This is a genomic window from Stutzerimonas stutzeri (assembly GCF_018138085.1).
Classification (GTDB): Bacteria; Pseudomonadota; Gammaproteobacteria; order Pseudomonadales; family Pseudomonadaceae; genus Stutzerimonas; species Stutzerimonas stutzeri_AI.
The window spans coordinates 3,694,780-3,711,804 of the sequence record NZ_CP073105.1 but is presented as its reverse complement, the minus strand read 5'-3'; the positions used below and the strand labels follow the sequence as shown (position 1 = coordinate 3,711,804).

15 protein-coding genes are annotated in these 17,025 nt (G+C 63.1%); 7 read left to right on the top strand and 8 right to left on the bottom strand.

Translation table 11 applies throughout. The annotated features are described in order from the left end of the window. Positions 1-150 precede the first annotated feature (150 nt). Together KCX70_RS17115 and KCX70_RS17110 are read left to right on the top strand one after the other, a co-directional pair. Positions 151-3,861 carry a CHASE domain-containing protein gene (locus tag KCX70_RS17115; RefSeq protein ID WP_212618244.1) on the top strand — a complete coding sequence of 1,237 codons (3,711 nt, stop codon included), beginning with the start codon at positions 151-153 and terminating at the stop codon, positions 3,859-3,861. A gap of 96 nt (positions 3,862-3,957) precedes the next feature. Beyond that, positions 3,958-6,096, top strand: a complete 2,139-nt coding sequence (locus KCX70_RS17110; RefSeq protein WP_212618243.1) for an EAL domain-containing response regulator — start codon at positions 3,958-3,960, stop codon at positions 6,094-6,096. 13 nt (positions 6,097-6,109) lie between these two features. Here the strand turns inward: KCX70_RS17110 and KCX70_RS17105 are convergent, their stop codons facing one another. The 3 genes from KCX70_RS17105 to KCX70_RS17095 form a co-directional block, all read right to left on the bottom strand. After that, positions 6,110-7,018 (bottom strand): acyltransferase, encoded by a 909-nt coding sequence (locus tag KCX70_RS17105; RefSeq protein ID WP_212618242.1) that lies wholly within the window; start codon positions 7,016-7,018, stop codon positions 6,110-6,112. Between the two features lie 126 nt (positions 7,019-7,144). Then, positions 7,145-9,247 carry a phosphate acetyltransferase gene (pta, locus tag KCX70_RS17100; RefSeq protein WP_212618241.1) on the bottom strand — a complete coding sequence of 701 codons (2,103 nt, stop codon included), beginning with the start codon at positions 9,245-9,247 and terminating at the stop codon, positions 7,145-7,147. 102 nt (positions 9,248-9,349) lie between these two features. Continuing rightward, positions 9,350-10,537, bottom strand: a complete 1,188-nt coding sequence (locus KCX70_RS17095; RefSeq protein WP_021205908.1) for an acetate kinase — start codon at positions 10,535-10,537, stop codon at positions 9,350-9,352. A gap of 238 nt (positions 10,538-10,775) precedes the next feature. Here KCX70_RS17095 and KCX70_RS17090 point away from each other — a divergent pair, with 238 nt between their 5' ends. From KCX70_RS17090 to KCX70_RS17075, 4 genes are all read left to right on the top strand, one after another. Beyond that, positions 10,776-11,261, top strand: coding sequence for an FKBP-type peptidyl-prolyl cis-trans isomerase (locus tag KCX70_RS17090; RefSeq protein ID WP_021205909.1), 486 nt, complete (start codon positions 10,776-10,778; stop codon positions 11,259-11,261). Between the two features lie 103 nt (positions 11,262-11,364). After that, positions 11,365-11,847: a glutathione peroxidase gene (locus KCX70_RS17085; RefSeq protein ID WP_021205910.1), complete on the top strand. Its 483-nt coding sequence runs from the start codon at positions 11,365-11,367 to the stop codon at positions 11,845-11,847. A 141-nt stretch (positions 11,848-11,988) separates the two neighbouring features. Beyond that, on the top strand, positions 11,989-12,585 hold the full coding sequence (locus KCX70_RS17080) for a TetR/AcrR family transcriptional regulator (RefSeq protein WP_102847538.1): 597 nt from the start codon (positions 11,989-11,991) through the stop codon (positions 12,583-12,585). A gap of 60 nt (positions 12,586-12,645) precedes the next feature. Next, the gene (locus tag KCX70_RS17075) at positions 12,646-13,755 is read left to right on the top strand and encodes an NADH:flavin oxidoreductase (protein ID WP_212618240.1); all 1,110 of its coding nucleotides are present in this window, start codon (positions 12,646-12,648) and stop codon (positions 13,753-13,755) included. 84 nt (positions 13,756-13,839) lie between these two features. On the opposite strand, the gene KCX70_RS17070 is transcribed toward KCX70_RS17075, so the two are convergent. The 4 genes from KCX70_RS17070 to KCX70_RS17055 form a co-directional block, all read right to left on the bottom strand. Beyond that, complete coding sequence (locus KCX70_RS17070; protein WP_021205913.1) at positions 13,840-14,451, bottom strand: flavodoxin family protein; 612 nt, start codon at positions 14,449-14,451, stop codon at positions 13,840-13,842. Positions 14,452-14,508: 57 nt separating this feature from the next. Beyond that, on the bottom strand, positions 14,509-15,267 hold the full coding sequence (cysZ, locus tag KCX70_RS17065; protein ID WP_212618239.1) for a sulfate transporter CysZ: 759 nt from the start codon (positions 15,265-15,267) through the stop codon (positions 14,509-14,511). Positions 15,268-15,471: 204 nt separating this feature from the next. Next, on the bottom strand, positions 15,472-15,831 hold the full coding sequence (locus KCX70_RS17060) for a HopJ type III effector protein (RefSeq protein WP_021205915.1): 360 nt from the start codon (positions 15,829-15,831) through the stop codon (positions 15,472-15,474). Beyond that, positions 15,828-16,121 (bottom strand): DUF1244 domain-containing protein, encoded by a 294-nt coding sequence (locus tag KCX70_RS17055; RefSeq protein WP_102853604.1) that lies wholly within the window; start codon positions 16,119-16,121, stop codon positions 15,828-15,830. Before KCX70_RS17055 ends, KCX70_RS17060 begins: the two co-directional genes overlap by 4 nt. A gap of 149 nt (positions 16,122-16,270) precedes the next feature. On the opposite strand from KCX70_RS17055, the gene KCX70_RS17050 reads away from it, so the two are divergent. Then, positions 16,271-16,642, top strand: a complete 372-nt coding sequence (locus tag KCX70_RS17050) for a sensory rhodopsin transducer (protein WP_021205917.1) — start codon at positions 16,271-16,273, stop codon at positions 16,640-16,642. Positions 16,643-16,650: 8 nt separating this feature from the next. Here the strand turns inward: KCX70_RS17050 and folX are convergent, their stop codons facing one another. Then, positions 16,651-17,025: a dihydroneopterin triphosphate 2'-epimerase gene (gene folX, locus KCX70_RS17045; RefSeq protein WP_021205918.1), complete on the bottom strand. Its 375-nt coding sequence runs from the start codon at positions 17,023-17,025 to the stop codon at positions 16,651-16,653.

The following is a 17,025-nucleotide window of genomic DNA, read 5'->3' as shown; positions in this document are numbered from 1 at the left end:
CTTTCCCCAGACGGCCCCGCAACGGGGCCGTCTACGCCATATAAGTGGCGTCAGTGTTCTATCTTTTCTTCAGCTAGCATTGAACCTCTGAGGCCGCCACGACTCTGAAGCTGGTGACAGCCAGCCGTGTGGTGGCACTGAGGAGGTTGAATGGTAGATCGTTCTGCTCTCCATTCTCGTAAGCCTTGGCTGCCATTGGTAGTGACATTGGCCTTGATGGCCGGGCTCGGAGGATGGGTCGTCTGGCAATGGCAGGTCCAGGAGGACCGGATTCGCGCCGAGCAGGCGCAGCGCTTCAATCTGGCGGTCAACGACGTCGAAAGTAATCTGCGTGAGCGGATGCGCGCATACGAAATGGTCATGCGCGGGCTTGCCGGTCTCTTCGTGGGCGGCGAATCCGTCAAGCTGGATGAGTGGAACCGCGCTGTCGATCAGCTTCAGCTTCAGGACTTCTACCCCGGTATTCAGGCGGTCGCGCTGGCGCGCTATGCGCGGGCGGACAATCTGGCCGCTGTGCTCGAGCAGATTCGCGGCGATGGCCGTGGCAACTTCCGCATGTACCCGGCGGGTGAGCGCGACGAGTACCTGATCACCGATTTCATCCATCCGCTCGACTGGCGCAATCGTCGAGTGGTGGGCTTCGATATGCTGAGCGAGCGGACGCGCAGGGAAGCCATCACTGCCGCGCGCAACATCGGCACGCCCATGCTCAGCGGGCCGGTACGGCTCAAGCAGGAAACCGAGCAGAACGCGCAGGTGGGCATCCTTCTTTACCTCCCGCTATACCGGGTCGGTGCACCGATCACCACGCTGGAAGAGCGGCAGGCCGCCTTTGCCGGCACGCTGCACGGTGCGTTCCGGCTGACCGATCTGATCGAGGGCGTGCTGGGCTCGCGCAACAAGCTGTTCCAATTGCAGCTATTCGATGCCGCCGCGCCGGGTGAGGCGCTGCTGGTAGGGCGCGCGCCGGTCAGCAGTGATGCCCGCTTCCATCGCACCCGCAATATCTACATGTACGGCCGCAGCTGGCAGCTGGAAGTCGCCAGCACACCTGAATATGAAGCGCTGCTGAACAGAACCAGCGGTGCATACAATCTGGCGGCCGCGATGACCGCAGCAGTGCTGTTTTCGTTGCTGATCGGTGGCTATCTCTATCTGCGCGAACGGGCGCTGCGCAGCAGTCAGGCCCTCGGCGCGCAACTGCAGGAGCGCGAGGCCTGGTTCCGTCAACTGATCGAGCAGTTGCCGGTGGCGACCTTGTTGTGCAACGACCGTGGGCGAATCGAGCTGGCCAACCAGAGTGCCGCGGCGCTGCTCGGAAGCAGTGCAGGGCTGCTTGCCGGTGAGCGCCTCAGCCGGTATGTGCCGGGCGCACTGAGCGATCCGCTCGGCGGCGCGCGAATGGAGGCCAATCACCAGGAAAGCCAGGCATTGCGCGAGGATGGCACGCCCATCCCCGTCTCTCTGAGCCTGACCAGTTTCAGGCGCGATGACGGCATTCACCACCTGCTCAATCTGGTCGACCTGCAGCAGCGCAAGCGTGACGAAGAGCGATTCCGTAATGTCGTCGAGGCGTCGCCGAACGCCTTCCTGCTGTTCGACTACGACGGGCGCATCGTCATGGTCAACCGACAGACCGAGCTGCTGTTCGGCTACAGCCGCCAGGAGTTGCTGGGCCAGCCGGTGGAATTGTTGATCCCCGAGTCGATGCGCAGGGCCTACCACGAGGTGCGGCACCGCTTCGGGCAGGCGACCGAGTCACTTCGCCTCGGCGAAAACCGCGAGCTGTATGGTCGGCACCGGGACGGTCATCTACTGCCAGTCGAAGTCGGCTTGTCGCCGCTGCGCAGCGGCGAAGAGCTGCTGGTGCAGGCGGTGGTGATCGATATCGGCCATCGCAAGGCGGCGGAGCGGCGTCTGCGCGACCAGGCCAACGAGCTGGTGGTGGCCAATCGTTACAAGTCCGAGTTTCTCGCCAACATGTCGCATGAGTTGCGCACGCCGCTCAACAGCATCCTGATCCTGAGCGACCAGATGAGGCAGAACGCGGCGAGCAACCTGACCGACAAGCAGGTTCGGCACGCCGACATCATTCACCGTGCCGGCCAGGACCTGCTGCAGCTCATCAACGACGTGCTCGATCTGGCGAAGATCGAGGCCGGCCACATGCAGATCAAGCCGGAGCCGGTCGACCTGGCCGAGCTACTGGCCGAATTGCTCTCCGGGCTCGAGCCGATGGCCGAACAGAACGGATTGTCTCTCTCCTCGCGCATAGACCCTAACGTGCCGGTCTCGATAGTCAGCGACCGGGCGCGCTTGCAGCAGATCCTGCGCAACCTTGTCACCAATGCCTTGAAGTTCACCGAGCAAGGATCAGTGGATGTCCACGTGTCGTGCGAACCGTCAGAGCAGCCCGGCGATGAGGCCATGCTGCGAATCTGCGTCAACGACACCGGCATCGGCATCGCCGAGGATCAGCACGAACGCATCTTCCAGGCGTTCCAGCAGATCGACGGCTCTATCAGTCGGCAGTACGGTGGTACCGGGCTCGGGCTGGCCATTGCCAGGCAGCTGGCCGAGGTGCTGGGAGGCGGTATTCGTCTCAAGAGCGCGCCGGGTCAGGGCTCGAGTTTTACCGTCGAGTTGCCATTGAAGCTGGCCGCGACGACCGAGATCCGGACGCTGCGGACCTCGCCGCACCGGGGGCAGGGCGGTGGCCTGCTGATCGTCGAGGACGATGCCGACTTCGCCTCGGTGGTGGCCGAAGTCGCGCAGTCCCATGGCTTTCCCTGCGTGATCTGTGGCACCGGCCAGGAGGGGCTGGACGCGCTTCGCCAGGAGCGGTTCGCGGCGGTCATCCTTGACATTCTGCTGCCCGATATCAGCGGCTGGCAGGTTCACCGCATGTTGCGCGCCGATCCTCGTCACCAGGACACACCCGTGTTCATTATCTCCTGCGTGCCGCAGCCGCAGGGCTGGGCGGACGATGGTTCACGCTACCTGCTCAAGCCGGTGGCCCAGGCGGAGCTGGAACGTCTGTTCGTCGATCTGGCGCGCCAGGAAGAGCGTTCGATGACGTTGCTGTTGGTGGAAACCGATCCGCAACGACGCCGGCAACTGCGTGAACACTTTGATCGCCTCGGGTACCGGGTCACCGAATGCCAGCGCAGCGATGAAGCGAGGCTGGCATATGCCGAGCACAGCTTCACGGCGCTGGTCATCGATTTCGATCTGCCCGGCGAAGATGGCCTGGACCTGCTCGAGGCTCTGGATCGCCTACGGCCGCTCGAAGGCGTGCGTGTAGTACTCAACAGCCAAAAGCCGCTGTCGGAAAAGAATCTGCAGCGGCTTCGGCGTTATCCATCGGTTGCGTTGTCAAAAACAGAGGGACTGGAGCATATGGAAAATGCATTGAAGCCCGCCGCGGCTGAGTCCGCGGCGCTGGGCATGGAGGAAGCGGGACGACCGCTGCTGGGGCAGCGGGTGCTGCTGGTGGATTCGGACGTGCGGGCGATCTACGCCCTGAGCGCCCTGCTCGACGAGCAGGGGTTGCAGGTGGTTCCGGCGACCAACGGCGTCGAAGCGCTCGAGCGATTCGACGAAGATGCGTTTGATCTGGCTCTGGTCGACATGGCTCTCCCGAATGAGGGCGCGCCTGCGCTGATCCGACAGCTGAGAAACGACTATGGTTGTCAGGTGCCGATCGTGGCATTGGTGGTCGGTGACGATCCGGCCGCCCGGGACCAGAGCATCGCCCTTGGTGCGGACGATGTTCTGTTCAAACCGGTCGAGGGTTGCAGTTTGGTCGAGCTGCTGCGGCGTTGTCTGGCGCGGGTCGATGACCCTCACAAGAGCCCATAAGGAGAAGCGTGTGACGCATCGTTCATGCCGGATTGGCGCAGCGGCCAGCGCCGTCGTTGTCGGAAATGGCTGTTCGCCGGGCAGAGGAAAGCGCTGATGGCCCGGTTACAAGCCAAATCGCAGCCCCGTACCCGGACGCTGCTGGTGGTCGATGACCGCGAGGCGAATCTGGTCGCCATGGAAGCCCTGCTTGGCGATGGTGACTGGCAGGTGCATACCGTGAATTCCGGCGAAGCGGCGCTGCAGGCGCTGCTCGACATGGACGTAGAGCTGGTGCTGCTCGACGTTCAGATGCCGGGCATGGATGGCTTCGAAGTGGCGCGTCTGATGCGTGGCAGCCCGCATACGCGCTACACGCCGATCATTTTCGTCTCGGCCATCGCACATACCCGTGAGTCGGTGTTGCGTGGTTATGCGACCGGGGCGGTGGATTTCATCCTCAAGCCCTTCGATCCGCAGGTCCTCAAGCACAAGATCAACACACTGCTCAGCCACGAACACAATCGTCGCGACTTGCAGCTGCTGACCCAGCAGCTCGACAGTGCCCGCGCGTTCAATGCCTCGGTGTTGAACAACGCCGCCGAGGGCATTCTGGTGGTGGGTGAGGATGGCTATATCAATTTCGCCAATCCGGCGATCGCCCAGATGCTGCACACCAGCATCGATGACCTGCAGGGCACGGCGTTGGTCGATCATCTCGCCGCGCCACAGATGCCCGAGGCCTGGCGCGACACGGAGTTCTACAGGCAATGGCGCAGCGGTAACACCTACCGTCTGCACGAGGCGCAGCTCCATACCGCCAACGGCGGTACCTTGCCGGTGGCCTTGTCGTCGTCGCCGCTGCCACGCCAGCAGCGCTCGATGGTGGTCATCGCGCTGGACATGTCGGTAGTGCGCAATCTGCACGTACAGCTGGAAACGCAGGCGGTCACCGACTCGCTGACAGGCCTGTTGAACCGACGCGGCTTCCACCAGGCGCTGGAATCGGCGCTGGCGCGGGTCGACCGGAACGGCAAGCGCATGGCGATCCTCTACATCGATCTGGACGGGTTCAAGCGCATCAACGACTCGCTGGGACACGATGCCGGCGACGAGATTCTTTGCCGGGTGGCAAGGGTGCTGGAGGCCTGCATGCGTCCGTACGACATCATCGCCCGCATGGGGGGTGACGAGTTCACCGCGCTGCTCGACTCGCTGGATCATCCCGAAGACGCCGCCAAGGTGGCGGAGAAGCTGATCGAGCTGATTTCGGTGCGCCACACTATTGACGGCACCGATGTCACCTTGGGCGCCAGTATCGGCATCGCCCATTTCCCCGATTGCGGCCAGAGCGTCGAGGAACTGCTGCGCTCCGCGGACATGGCCATGTATGAAGCCAAGCGCAATGGCCGCCAGCAATACCGCTTCTTCTCTAACGAGATGAACGGCCGCGCGCATGCGCGCCTGATGATGGAGGAGAACCTGCGCAGCACCATCGAGCGCAATGGTTTCGCCCTGGCGTACCAGCCGCAGGTGATCCTCGAAACAGGTGAGCTGCGCGGCTTCGAGGCGCTGCTGCGCTGGGACTACAGTGGCCGTGGCAAGGTCGAGCCGAACGTGTTCATTCCATTGCTGGAGGAAACCCGGCTGATCGACCGCGTCGGCGAGTGGGCCCTGCGCGAAGGGCTCGCCCAGTGTCGTGATTGGCGCGAGCGGTTCGGCGAAAAGATGATCCTGAGCTTCAACATCAGTCCGGTGCAGTTCGGTCGGGCAGGTCTGATAGACGAACTGCGCCGTCTGCTCGAGGAGTCACAGCTCGACCCGCGCCAGCTTGAGCTGGAGGTTACCGAAGGGGCGCTGATGCAAGATCTCGAGCAGAGCTGCGACAAGCTTCGACAATTGCGCGAGCTGGGTGTCAGGGTGGCGGTGGACGATTTCGGCACCGGCTATTCCTCGCTGGCCTACCTGCGGCATTTCGATCTGGACACGCTGAAGATCGACCGGCTGTTCATCGCCAATATGCTCGACTCGCCCCGCGATGCGGCCGTGGTCAGCACCATCATCGACCTGGGGCGCAATCTGGGCCTGGAGGTGATTGCCGAGGGGGTTGAAACCCTGGCCCAGCGAGACTGGCTGATCGCTCACGATTGCCAGGTGATGCAGGGCTTCCTGGTGGCCCCGGGCCTGTCGGTCGACGACGCCCTGGCGTTCCCCCGGACGGTCGACTGGGCCGACCAGGACAGTTGGTCCGAATAGCCAGCTGCCGAGGTCAGCGGGCCGGCGGGTACTGGCGGTGGAGGGTTTCGAGCTGGGCGTCCTTTTCACTCCAGAGCTGGTTGACCCATTGCTGGAACGCCAGCCGGTAGCCCTCGTCCTGATCGTAGCTGCGATGCAGGAACTCGGCGGGGATGGGTTGCGACTCGATACGCATCACCACCTGGGCGATGCGTCCGCACAGCAGGTCCCAGAAGCTCGGGTTGCCGTCCGGGTAATGAATAGTGATGTTGATCAGCGACGTCAGCTGTTCGCCCATCGCGTCGATCACGAAGGCGATACCGCCGGCCCTGGGCTTGAGCAGGTAACGGTAGGGTGAGGCCTGCTCGTTGTGCTTGTCCCCGGTGAAGCGGGTGCCTTCGAGGAAATTGAACACCGACACCGGGTTGGTCCGATAGCGCTCGCAGGCCTTGCGGGTGGTCGCCAGATCCTCGCCACGCTTTTCCGGATACTTGGTCAGGTATTCCTTGCTGAAGCGCTTCATGAACGGGAATTCCAGTGCCCACCAGCACAGGCCGATCACCGGCACCCAGATCAGCTCCTGCTTGAGAAAGAACTTTAGAATCGGCATGCGGCGGTTCAGCTGGTATTGCAGCATCAGGATATCGGCCCAGCTCTGATGGTTGCTGGTGACCAGGTAGGAGTGCCGCATGTCGACCTTGTCCAGGCCCTGCACGTCCCAACGGGTGCGGCGCACGCTGTCCATCCAGCGGCCGTTGCCCGCCATCCATGACTCGGCGACCCAGTGCATCCCGAAGCGCAGTACGCGTTGGATGCGTGGGAACGGCAACGCCAGTTTCAACAGCGAGAGCGCAAAAAGCGGCCAGCACCAGAACAAGGTATTCAGCGCCAGCGCCAAGCCGGCAAGGACGCCCCGGAGCGGAGCAGGAAGGACACTCAGCATCGATTGGCTCGTATATCCGTCGAAAGGCGGCAAGCGTACCGATTGCGCACCGAACTGCAAGCTAGGAATACCGAATGACGACATGCCTGGCCCGAGGCAGGCCAGGCATGTCGTGACGCCGGTGGGTTACTCGGCTTGCTTGCCGCTGTCGGCCTGTAGCGCAGTGAGCGCGATGGTGAAGACGATATCGTCGACCAGCGCGCCGCGGGACAGGTCGTTGACCGGCTTGCGCAGGCCTTGCAGCATCGGGCCGACGCTGATCACGTTGGCGCTGCGCTGAACCGCCTTGTAAGTCGTGTTACCGGTGTTCAGGTCGGGGAAGATGAACACCGTGGCTTGTCCGGCCACCTTGCTGTTCGGCGCCTTCTGACGGCCGACGCTCAGCACGGAGGCGGCGTCGTACTGCAGCGGACCGTCGATCGGCAGCTCGGGTGCGCGTGCCTGGGCGATGCGGGTCGCCTCGGCGACCTTCTCCACCTCCGCGCCGCTGCCGGATGTACCGGTGGAATAGCTGATCATCGCCACGCGCGGGTTGACGCCCAGGGCGACGGCGGACTCGGCGCTCTGCAGGGCGATCTCGGCCAGCTCGGCGGCGTTCGGGTTGGGATTGACTGCGCAGTCGCCATAGACCAGCACCTGGTCGGGCAGCAGCATGAAGAACACCGAGGACACCAGGCTGTAGCCCGGCGCGGTCTTGATCAGCTGCAGTGCCGGGCGAATGGTGTTGGCGGTGGTGTGCACCGCGCCGGAAACCAGGCCGTCGACCTCGTCGAGCGCCAGCATCATGGTGCCCAGCACGACGGTGTCCTTGAGCTGTTCGCGAGCATCATCAGGGGTCAGTCCCTTTGCCTTGCGCATCTCGCACATGGGTTCGACGTAATGGTTGAGGATCAGCTCGGGGTCGAGAATTTCCAGGCTGGCCGGCAACAGGATGCCTTGCTCGCGGGCGACGGCCTGCACTTCTTCGGGTTTGGCCAGCAATACGCAGCGCGCGATGCCGCGCTCCTGGCAGATCGCCGCCGCGCGGATGGTGCGTGGCTCGTTGCCTTCCGGCAGTACGATGCGCTTGTTGGCCTGCTGTGCACGGCGGACCAGCTGATAGCGGAACGCCGGAGGCGACAGGCGCAGCTCGCTGCGTGGCACGCTGAGGCGCGTATGCAGCAGCTCGGGCTGCAAGTGCTGGGCGATGAAATCGGTAACCTGGCTAGCGCGCTCGATATCGTCGGCCGGCGTCTCCTTGTTCAGGGCGAACAGATTGGTAGCGGTGTCGTAGGAGCCGGTCTGTACCGTCATGACCGGCAGGCCGCCATCGAGCGCGGCCTTGCACAGCTCGAGAATGCGAGGATCCGGAGCGAAGTCGCTGCACAGCAGCAGTCCGGCCAGCTCGACGCCATTGAGCGAGGCCAGGCTCGCCGCCAGGATGATGTCGTCACGATCACCGGGCGTGACGACCAGAACGCCGGGTTCCAGCAACTGCACGGTGTTGGGGACGGCGCGGGCGCACAGGACGATCTTGTCGACCCGGCGTCGCTCGGCTTCGCCGGCATGCAGCACCTTGGCATCGAGCAGCTGGGCGATATCCCGGGTGCGCAGGGCGTTCAGCCGCTCGGCGTAGGGGATGGCGCCGAGCAACTGGAAGTCCTGGCTGCCGAGCAGCGGCAGCTGCTCTTTCAGGCGCTCGACGAAAGCCGGTACGCCATCGTCGCTCTTGATCTTGTTGAGGATCACGCCGAGTACTTTCGGATCCTTGGCGCCACCGAACAGCTGCGCCTGAATCTCGATCCGCTCGGCCATGCGCTTGAGGGTATCGGTGCCCTGCGCGGCGATCAGGATGACCTCCGCATCCAGGCTTTTCGCCAGGTGGGTATTGATGCGCGAGGTATGGTTGAACTCGCGGGTGGGCACCATGCCTTCGACGATGACCACATCCTTGCCGGTGGCGACTTCCTGATAACGGCTGACTACATCCTCGAGCAGCAGGTCGAGCTCGCCATCGGCCAACTGGCGCTCCACCTGCTCCAAAGGCAGCGGGACCGGGGCGGCGATGTTCAGCGTGTTTTCCACCAGCACGCAGGAGCGCTCGCGCCCTTGATCGAGCGGGAAGGGCTGAGCGATGGGCTTGAAGAAGCCAACCTTCAACCCGGCGCGTTCCAGCGCCCGGATCAGGCCAAGGCTGACGGAATTGAGGCCGCCACCGAAACCGCTGGGGGCGAGAAAGAGCGTATGCATGGTGATCTCCTGTCGAGCGATGGGCGATGCGGGGCCGAGTCGACCAATCCGACGCGCCATAGGGTCGTCGGATTGTGCAGTGCGAAGCGCTGCGGCGAGTTGTCAGGCGTCAAGCAGAGCGAGGGTGTCCAAGGCGATCTGGCGTTCTTCGTTGGTCGGCACGACCAGAACGCGCGGGCTGCCCGCTGCCTGGATTTCTCCGCCGACTCCGCGCGTGCAGCGAGCGTTGGCTTCTTCGTCCAGCTTGAAGTTGAACAGCTTGAGGTGCTCGAGCGTGCGGCTGCGCACGGCGATCGAGTTCTCTCCGATGCCGCCGGTGAAGATCAGCCCGTCGAGCTTGGGCAGGGCGCAGGCCATGCTCGCCAGGGACTTGGCCAGGCGGTAGCAGAACACCTCCAGCGCCAGGGTCGCGCCGGCATGGCCCGCTACCCGGGCTTCATGCAGGGTGCGCAGGTCGTTGGAGAGCCCGGACAGGCCCTTCAGGCCGCTGTCGTGGTTGAGCATGCGGTCGATCTGCTCCAGGCTCCAGCCGAGCGTGCGGTTCAGGTAGCTGTGCAGGTTGGGGTCGACATCGCCGCTGCGCGTGCCCATCACCAGGCCTTCCAGCGGGGTCAGGCCCATGCTGGTGTCGCGGCTCTGGCCATTGACGATGGCGCAGGTCGAGCAGCCGTTGCCCAGGTGGGCGGTCAGCCAGCAGCTGTCGTCGACCGGCAGATTGGTCATTTCGGCGGCACGCTTGCTGACATAGTTGTGGCTGGTGCCGTGGAAGCCGTAACGGCGAACGCTGTGCTCTTTGTAGAGAAACTCGGGCAACGCATAGCGAAAGGCGTGCTCGGGCATCGTCTGGTGAAAGGCCGTGTCGAAGACGCTGACCTGCGGCAGACCGGGGAACAGGGCCATGGCCGCGTCGATGCCGACCAGGTTGGCCGGGTTGTGCAGCGGCGCCAGCTGCGCGCTGTCGCGGATTGCCTGGAGCACTTCTTCGTTGATCAGGCTGGAGCCGGTGAAGTGCTCACCGCCATGGACCACGCGATGCCCGATGCCGTCGAGCTTGCCACCGGCGGCGTCCTGCGCCAGCGGCAACAACTGCGCCAGCGCGGCACGATGATCGGCACCTGGGATATCCAGGCTCTGCTTGGTGTCACCCTGCTGCCAGTGCAGTACCGCTTCAGGACTGCCAAGACGTTCAGCCAGACCTTGCAGCGGGAACGTGGCTTGCGCTTCGTTGACCAGTGCGAACTTGATCGACGAACTGCCGCAGTTAATCACCAGGATGTTTCGAGCCGACATCGGTGCTCCTCGGGATGCTTAATAATTGTTGAATGGCATCGCTTAGCGTGCGCCGCGGATTCTGGCACAGGGCATGGCGAATCGATGTTCTCCAAAGGTTGTATGCGGCTCCGCCCGATGCAGGAGCTACGATGGTGTCCAGATACGTTGCTGACCCCGTTTATCCGGGCTCGGTTCGCATTCGGCGCGGGGCGCGGTTAAACTTTGGCATCACATTCCCAAGCAAAGGTTACGTCTCATGCAGATTGCCGCAAACAAGGCTGTGTCAATCGACTACACGCTCACCAACGACGCCGGTGAGGTGATCGACAGCTCGGCCGGCGGCGCGCCGCTGGTCTACCTGCATGGTGCAGGCAACATCATCTCCGGCCTGGAAAGGGCGTTGGAAGGCAAGCAGGGCGGCGACGAGCTGAAGGTCGCCATCGAACCCCAGGATGCCTATGGCGAGTACAGCCCGGAGCTGGTCGCAACCCTCAATCGGTCGATGTTCGAAGGCGTCGACGAGCTCGAAGTTGGTATGCAGTTCCACGCATCCGGTCCGGATGGCGGCATGCAGATCGTCACCATTCGCGATGTGGAAGGCGATGACGTGGTGGTCGACGGTAACCATCCGCTGGCTGGCCAGCGCCTGAACTTCGAAGTCAAGGTCGTCGATGTACGCGACGCCAGCGACGAAGAAGTCGCCCATGGTCACGTTCATGGGGAAGGTGGTCACCACCACTGATTTTTCGCTGCAAGGCAGATGGCGAAAGGCTCGATCGCGACGATCGGGCGATGAAAGCGCTTCGGTGATGCTGGAGCGCTTTTTTACCCTCTGGAGAAGAGAGATGAGCGCGTTCCACGATTTGGTCCTCACTGACCTCGGCGGTCAGGAGTTGCCGCTTGCGGCGCTGAAAAGCCAGCTGACGCTGGTGGTCAATGTAGCCTCCGAATGCGGCTTGACCCCGCAATACGCCGGCTTGCAGGCCTTGCACCAGCGTTTTAGGGATCGTGGTTTCGGCGTGCTGGGGATTCCATGCAATCAATTCGCTGCGCAGGAACCGGGCAGCGACGCGCAGATTCTGCAGTTTTGCAGCGAGCAGTACGGCATCAGCTTCCCGCTGAGCAGCAAGCTGGAGGTCAACGGCCCGCAGCGCCACCCGCTGTATCGGCTGCTGGCCGGTGAAGGCGCCGATTTCCCGGGCGACATCAGCTGGAACTTCGAGAAGTTCCTGGTTGGCAAGGATGGCCGCGTGCTCGCGCGCTTTTCACCCCGCACCGCGCCGGACGACCCGGCGCTGATCCAGGCGATCGAGCAAGCGCTCGGCTGATCGGGTCACCGGCACAGCTGCTGGCTGTGCCTGGCTTTCATCGTCCTGCTGGTCCGCGCGCCATCGTTGGCAACGTGGCGCCGCAATAAGCGTCATGGATGATGCTATTCGGGGCGAGATGACCGGTCATATGCTCGCCCCATGAACAACCGAGCTCGAATCGACAAGCGTGAAATGATCCTGGCCAAGGGCGCGCAGGTGATGACCCGGCGTGGCTATCACGGTACCGGGGTACTGGAGATCGTCCAGGCCGCCGGCATCCCCAAGGGCTCCTTCTATCACTACTTCGCCAGCAAGGAAGATTTCGCCCTGCAGGCGCTCGAGCATCTGTACACGCCTCGGCTGGAGCGCTACCAGGCTGCGCTCAGCCGCTCTGCGCTGAGCCCTCGCGAGCGAATCCTCGGTTACTACGCCGAGCTTGTCGCGCACTTCGCCCGTCAGGAAAACCCGGAATACCACTGCTTCATCGGCAGTCTCAGCTTCGAAATGGCCGAACTGTCGCAGCCGATCGGCCGCCAGGTGGAGTCGATTCTGCAGCGGTCCGTCGCGCTGCTGGCCGGCTGTCTCGAGCAGGCCCGGGCTCAGGCTGAAATCCCCTCGGACACCGATTGCCAGGCGCTGGCCGAGTTCATCGGCAACGCCTGGGAAGGGGCGCTGTTGCGCATGAAGGTCGGCCGCAGCGTCGGGCCGCTGGAAATCTTTCTGACCCAGTTGGAACGTTTACTGACGGTCCGCTGAGTTTTTTTGGCGAACGGCGAGACGACCGGTCGCTTTTATACCCTCAACCAGGAGACAACAATGACCGCAGCCGTGAATGCCCTGTTTCAGCCTTTCCAGCTCGGCAGCCTGCAACTGCCGACACGTGTCGTCATGGCGCCGATGACCCGCTCGTTCTCGCCCAATGGCGTGCCGACCGCAGAGGTCGTCGAATACTACCGTCGTCGTGCCGCATCGGGCGTTGGGCTGATCATCACCGAGGGCACCACGGTTGGCCACGCCGCCGCCAATGGTTACCCGCAGGTGCCGCGCTTCTACGGCGAGGATGCCCTGGCCGGCTGGAAGGCCGTGGTGGACGCCGTACACGCCGCGGGCGGCAAGATCGTGCCGCAGCTCTGGCATGTCGGCAATGTGCGTCGCAAGGGCACCGAGCCGGAGCCCGAAGTGCTCGGCTACGGCCCCATGGAAAAGGTCAAGGACGGCCAGGTTGTCGTGCATGGCATGACCAAACAGGACATCCAGGCAGTGATCGCCGCGTTCGCTCAGGCGGCGGCCGATGCCAAGGTGATCGGCATGGATGGCGTCGAGATCCACGGTGCGCATGGTTACCTGATCGACCAATTCTTCTGGGAGGGCAGCAACCAGCGCACTGATGAATACGGTGGCAGCATGGCCAATCGCTCGCGCTTCGCCATCGAGCTGATCGAGGCCGTGCGTGCTGCGGTGGGCGCCGACTTCCCGATCATCTTCCGCTTTTCGCAGTGGAAGCAGCAGGACTACACCGCTCGCCTGGTCACCACGCCGCAAGACCTCGAGGCTTTTCTCGCACCGCTCTCGGCGGCGGGTGTGGACATTTTCCACTGCTCGACGCGGCGGTTCTGGGAGCCGGAATTCGAGGGCTCGGACCTCAACCTGGCCGGCTGGACCAGGCAACTGACCGGCAAACCGACGATTACCGTGGGCAGCGTTGGCCTGGACGGTGAATTCCTGCAGTTCATGGTCAAGACCGACAAGGTGGCGCAACCGGAAAATATCGAAGGTTTGCTCGAGCGCCTGAACAAGCAGGAATTCGATCTGGTTGCCGTGGGGCGTGCACTGATATGCGATCCGGACTGGGCGCTGAAGGTTCGCGAAGGACGCATGCAGGACATCCTGCCGTTCAGTCGCGAGGCGCTGAAAACCCTGGCTTGATTCGCCCCGTGGCGAAGTTGGCGGCTGGCCTCGGCCGAGCCGCCGGTTGGGAGATCGATAGCCGCCGCCTTGGCGCAGCGGGGGCTATGTCGAAGCGCCGGGATAGCCGGACTGCTTGAGCAGGGTCGCCAGATGCACCGCGTTGCGCGCCAGCATCGCGTTGGTCTTGGCGATCTTCTCGCCGGGGTCCTCGACATCCTTGTAGTCGGTCGAGCCCATCGCCTGACCTACCCAGTAGGTACAGCCATTCGCAGGAATGCTGAAGCCCACGTCATTGAGCCCCTGAAACAGTTCGGCCACTACGTGGTGAGCGCCATCCTCGTTGCCAACCACGGCAACGCAGGCGACCCGTCCGTAGGACACCATGCGCTGCTGGTCATCCACCTCGCCAAGAAAGGCATCGAGGCGTTCGAGCACCCGCTGGCAGACGCTGGCCGGATGGCCCAGCCATATCGGAGTGCCGAGCAGCAGAATGTCGGCGTCGAGGACCTTTTTCCGGATCGCCGGCCACTCATCGCCCGCCCCTTCATCAGAGGTCACCCCGGGCTTGATGTTGAAATCCACCGCGCGTATCTGCTCGCAGGTCACCCCGAGTTTCTCCAGTTCATGCATGGTCTGGCTCAGCAGCAAACCGCATGATGAGGGGGTTGGCGAAGTTTTGAGTGTGCAGTTGATAGCCAATGCGCGAAGTGCCATGTGCGAATCTCCTGAATCCGAAGGTGTTCGGATCTAGACAATCATCGCCTAGGCGGTTCACTGACGGGCAGCAGGTACCAGGTGCTTCTTTCCCCCTTCGCGAACCCAGAACAGCGTTGCGCCGGCCACCGCCGCCGGCATGATCAACAGGTTCAGCACAGGTATGAGCAACGCGGCGTAGGTCACCGCACCGAAGCTCAGGCTCTTCCAGCGCCGCTGGCGCAGCCACACCATCATCTCCGCCCAGCTCATCTTGTTGTTGTCCGCCGGATAGTCGATGTACTGCACTGCCATCATCCAGATGCCGAACAACAGCCACAAAGGGGCGGCGAAGAGGTTCACCACCGGGATGAACGAGAGAATCAGCAGCGCAATCGCTCGCGGTGCGAAGTAGGCCAGCTTGCGCGCTTCACGTCCGATGGTGCGTGGCAGCATCGCCAGCAGTTCGGCCCAACTGAAGGGTGGCGAACTGTCCTCGCCACGCGCGACGGTTTCCACCTTCTCGGCGAGAAACCCATTGAAGGGTGCCGCGATGATGTTGGCGAGCATGGTGAAGGTGAAGAACACCATCAACAGCACCAGGACCACGAACAGCGGCCAGAGGATGTATTCGAGGAACATCAGCCACTCGGGCAGGCGCGGCATGAGCGTGTCGACCCAACCGCCGAACTGGCGTATGGAGAAATAGATGATCCCGGCGAACAGCAGCAGATTGACGGTCAACGGCAGGATCACGAACAGCCGTAGTCCGGGGCTCAGGATCAGCTTCAGGCCTTCACGCAGGTACTGCGGGCCGGAAAGGGCGGCGATGGGCATGTGTAGAACTCCGGACGGGCCGGCCAGACCTATCGGTGTTGGCGGAGCGGGAGAACCCGGCTGCGAGGCACGATAGCGTCTGTTCCGGTAATCGAGATTGTGCAACGGCAGGCACCGTTGCACGCGGGCGAGATCTGGTTTCGAACGACCATAGCGTTGCGGGCCGTCTGCCATCGCGCCGTCAGGCGCGTGGTCGGCCCCTGCTCATTTGGTGTCGAAGCTGATCGGTTTGCGCCGCAGCGGCTGTTGGTCGAAGCGTACGCCAGGCAGTCCGGTTTCCATCAGGGCGCGAATGTTGCGGTGGTCGGTTCCGCTGGGGTTTTCCAGCACCGACTGGTAATGCTCGCCGAATGCCAGCAACGCTTCCTCGGTGCTGAAACCTTCCAGCACCGCGAGTCCGAGGGTCTTGCAGGAGCCTTCGTTTTCGCCGGCGGCATTTTCCACGTTGCCGTTGAAAAAGCGGCTCGGCTGATAGTCATAGGCACTGGCGATGAACGCCAGCGTCTCGCTGAAAGGGTGGTTGCGGTTGCGCAGCCGGGCACGGAAGTCCCTGATATCGGTCATGGTTTCTGGCTCTTGTCGAATGCGGCCTGCTGTTCGGGCGTCGCTTCCTTTTGATAGCGCTTTTTCCATTCGGCGTAGGGCATGCCGTAAACCTCTTCACGCGCCTCGTCGATGCTGACCTCTATGTCCAGGTCATCGGCAGCGGCTTTGTACCACTTCGACAGACAGTTTCTGCAGAAGCCGGCCAGGTTCATCAGGTCGATGTTTTGCGCATCCGGGCGGCTGCGCAGGTGCTGGACCAGACGGCGGAAGGCGGCGGCTTCGAGTTCGGTGCGTTCTTGATCGTTCATTTTGCAGGTCTCGGCAATGCAGACGTGGGCGGGATCATAACCTTGACCGATGCCCTGGGCCAGAGAGCAGCGGGGGAACTTTAGCCCGCTCTGGCGCCTCCGCTGAAAAGGATAGCCAGCCGGCTGTCCACGGGTAGAGGAGAACGAGTGTGATCGGGAAAAAACATTGGGTCATTGCCGAGGGTTACCTGCCGGAGCCGGGCCCCGTGCCTGACGATCCGGCGCTGCGCAGCCACGAAACGGCCTGCATTCTCAACGCCGGACCGGTGGAAGCGGTGATCGAACTGACGCTGTATTTCGCCGACCGTGAGCCCGCCGGTCCGTACGAGGTCAGGGTGCCCGCACGGCGCACCTTGCATTTGCGTTTCGACGATCTGCAGGCGCCCGAGGCCGTCCCTCGGGAGACCGATTACGCCAGCGTGTTCGTTTCCAGCGTGCCAGTGGTGATCCAGCACACCCGGTTGGATGCCCGCCGCGGTGAGCGCGCGCTGATGACCACGCTGGCCTACGGCAGTGATTGATCGACAGTTCAGTCCCGGTGCGCGGCCAGGGTGATCGATACCGACTCGGCGAAGCGCAGGGCGTGGGGCTTGTCGACTTCGACCTCGGCGTAGCGCACCTGTGGGTGCGTCATGACCAGATCGAGGATTTCCTGGGTGAGGCGCTCGAGCAGGGCGAAGCGATTGTCTTCGACGTGCCGAATGATGGCCTTGGTGATGGTGCGGTAGTTCAGGGCGTGTTCGATGTCGTTGTCACGCACGGCGTCGGCGGCGGGGTAGAGCATCGTCAGGTTGATCAACACATCCTGTTTGTTGAGGATTTCTTCCTCCTTGATGCCGATGAAGGTGCGCAGTCGCAGGTCTTTGACGCGGATGCGCGCCATGGCGGGTTCCAGTCGAGGCAT

Coding starts and splice junctions, on each gene's coding strand:
- KCX70_RS17115 (WP_212618244.1), top strand. CDS start 151: ATGGTAGATCGTTCTGCTCTCCATTCTCGTAAGCCTTGGCTGCCATTG.
- KCX70_RS17110 (WP_212618243.1), top strand. CDS start 3,958: ATGGCCCGGTTACAAGCCAAATCGCAGCCCCGTACCCGGACGCTGCTG.
- KCX70_RS17105 (WP_212618242.1), bottom strand. CDS start 7,018: ATGCTGAGTGTCCTTCCTGCTCCGCTCCGGGGCGTCCTTGCCGGCTTG.
- pta (WP_212618241.1), bottom strand. CDS start 9,247: ATGCATACGCTCTTTCTCGCCCCCAGCGGTTTCGGTGGCGGCCTCAAT.
- KCX70_RS17095 (WP_021205908.1), bottom strand. CDS start 10,537: ATGTCGGCTCGAAACATCCTGGTGATTAACTGCGGCAGTTCGTCGATC.
- KCX70_RS17090 (WP_021205909.1), top strand. CDS start 10,776: ATGCAGATTGCCGCAAACAAGGCTGTGTCAATCGACTACACGCTCACC.
- KCX70_RS17085 (WP_021205910.1), top strand. CDS start 11,365: ATGAGCGCGTTCCACGATTTGGTCCTCACTGACCTCGGCGGTCAGGAG.
- KCX70_RS17080 (WP_102847538.1), top strand. CDS start 11,989: ATGAACAACCGAGCTCGAATCGACAAGCGTGAAATGATCCTGGCCAAG.
- KCX70_RS17075 (WP_212618240.1), top strand. CDS start 12,646: ATGACCGCAGCCGTGAATGCCCTGTTTCAGCCTTTCCAGCTCGGCAGC.
- KCX70_RS17070 (WP_021205913.1), bottom strand. CDS start 14,451: ATGGCACTTCGCGCATTGGCTATCAACTGCACACTCAAAACTTCGCCA.
- cysZ (WP_212618239.1), bottom strand. CDS start 15,267: ATGCCCATCGCCGCCCTTTCCGGCCCGCAGTACCTGCGTGAAGGCCTG.
- KCX70_RS17060 (WP_021205915.1), bottom strand. CDS start 15,831: ATGACCGATATCAGGGACTTCCGTGCCCGGCTGCGCAACCGCAACCAC.
- KCX70_RS17055 (WP_102853604.1), bottom strand. CDS start 16,121: ATGAACGATCAAGAACGCACCGAACTCGAAGCCGCCGCCTTCCGCCGT.
- folX (WP_021205918.1), bottom strand. CDS start 17,025: ATGCCTCGACTGGAACCCGCCATGGCGCGCATCCGCGTCAAAGACCTG.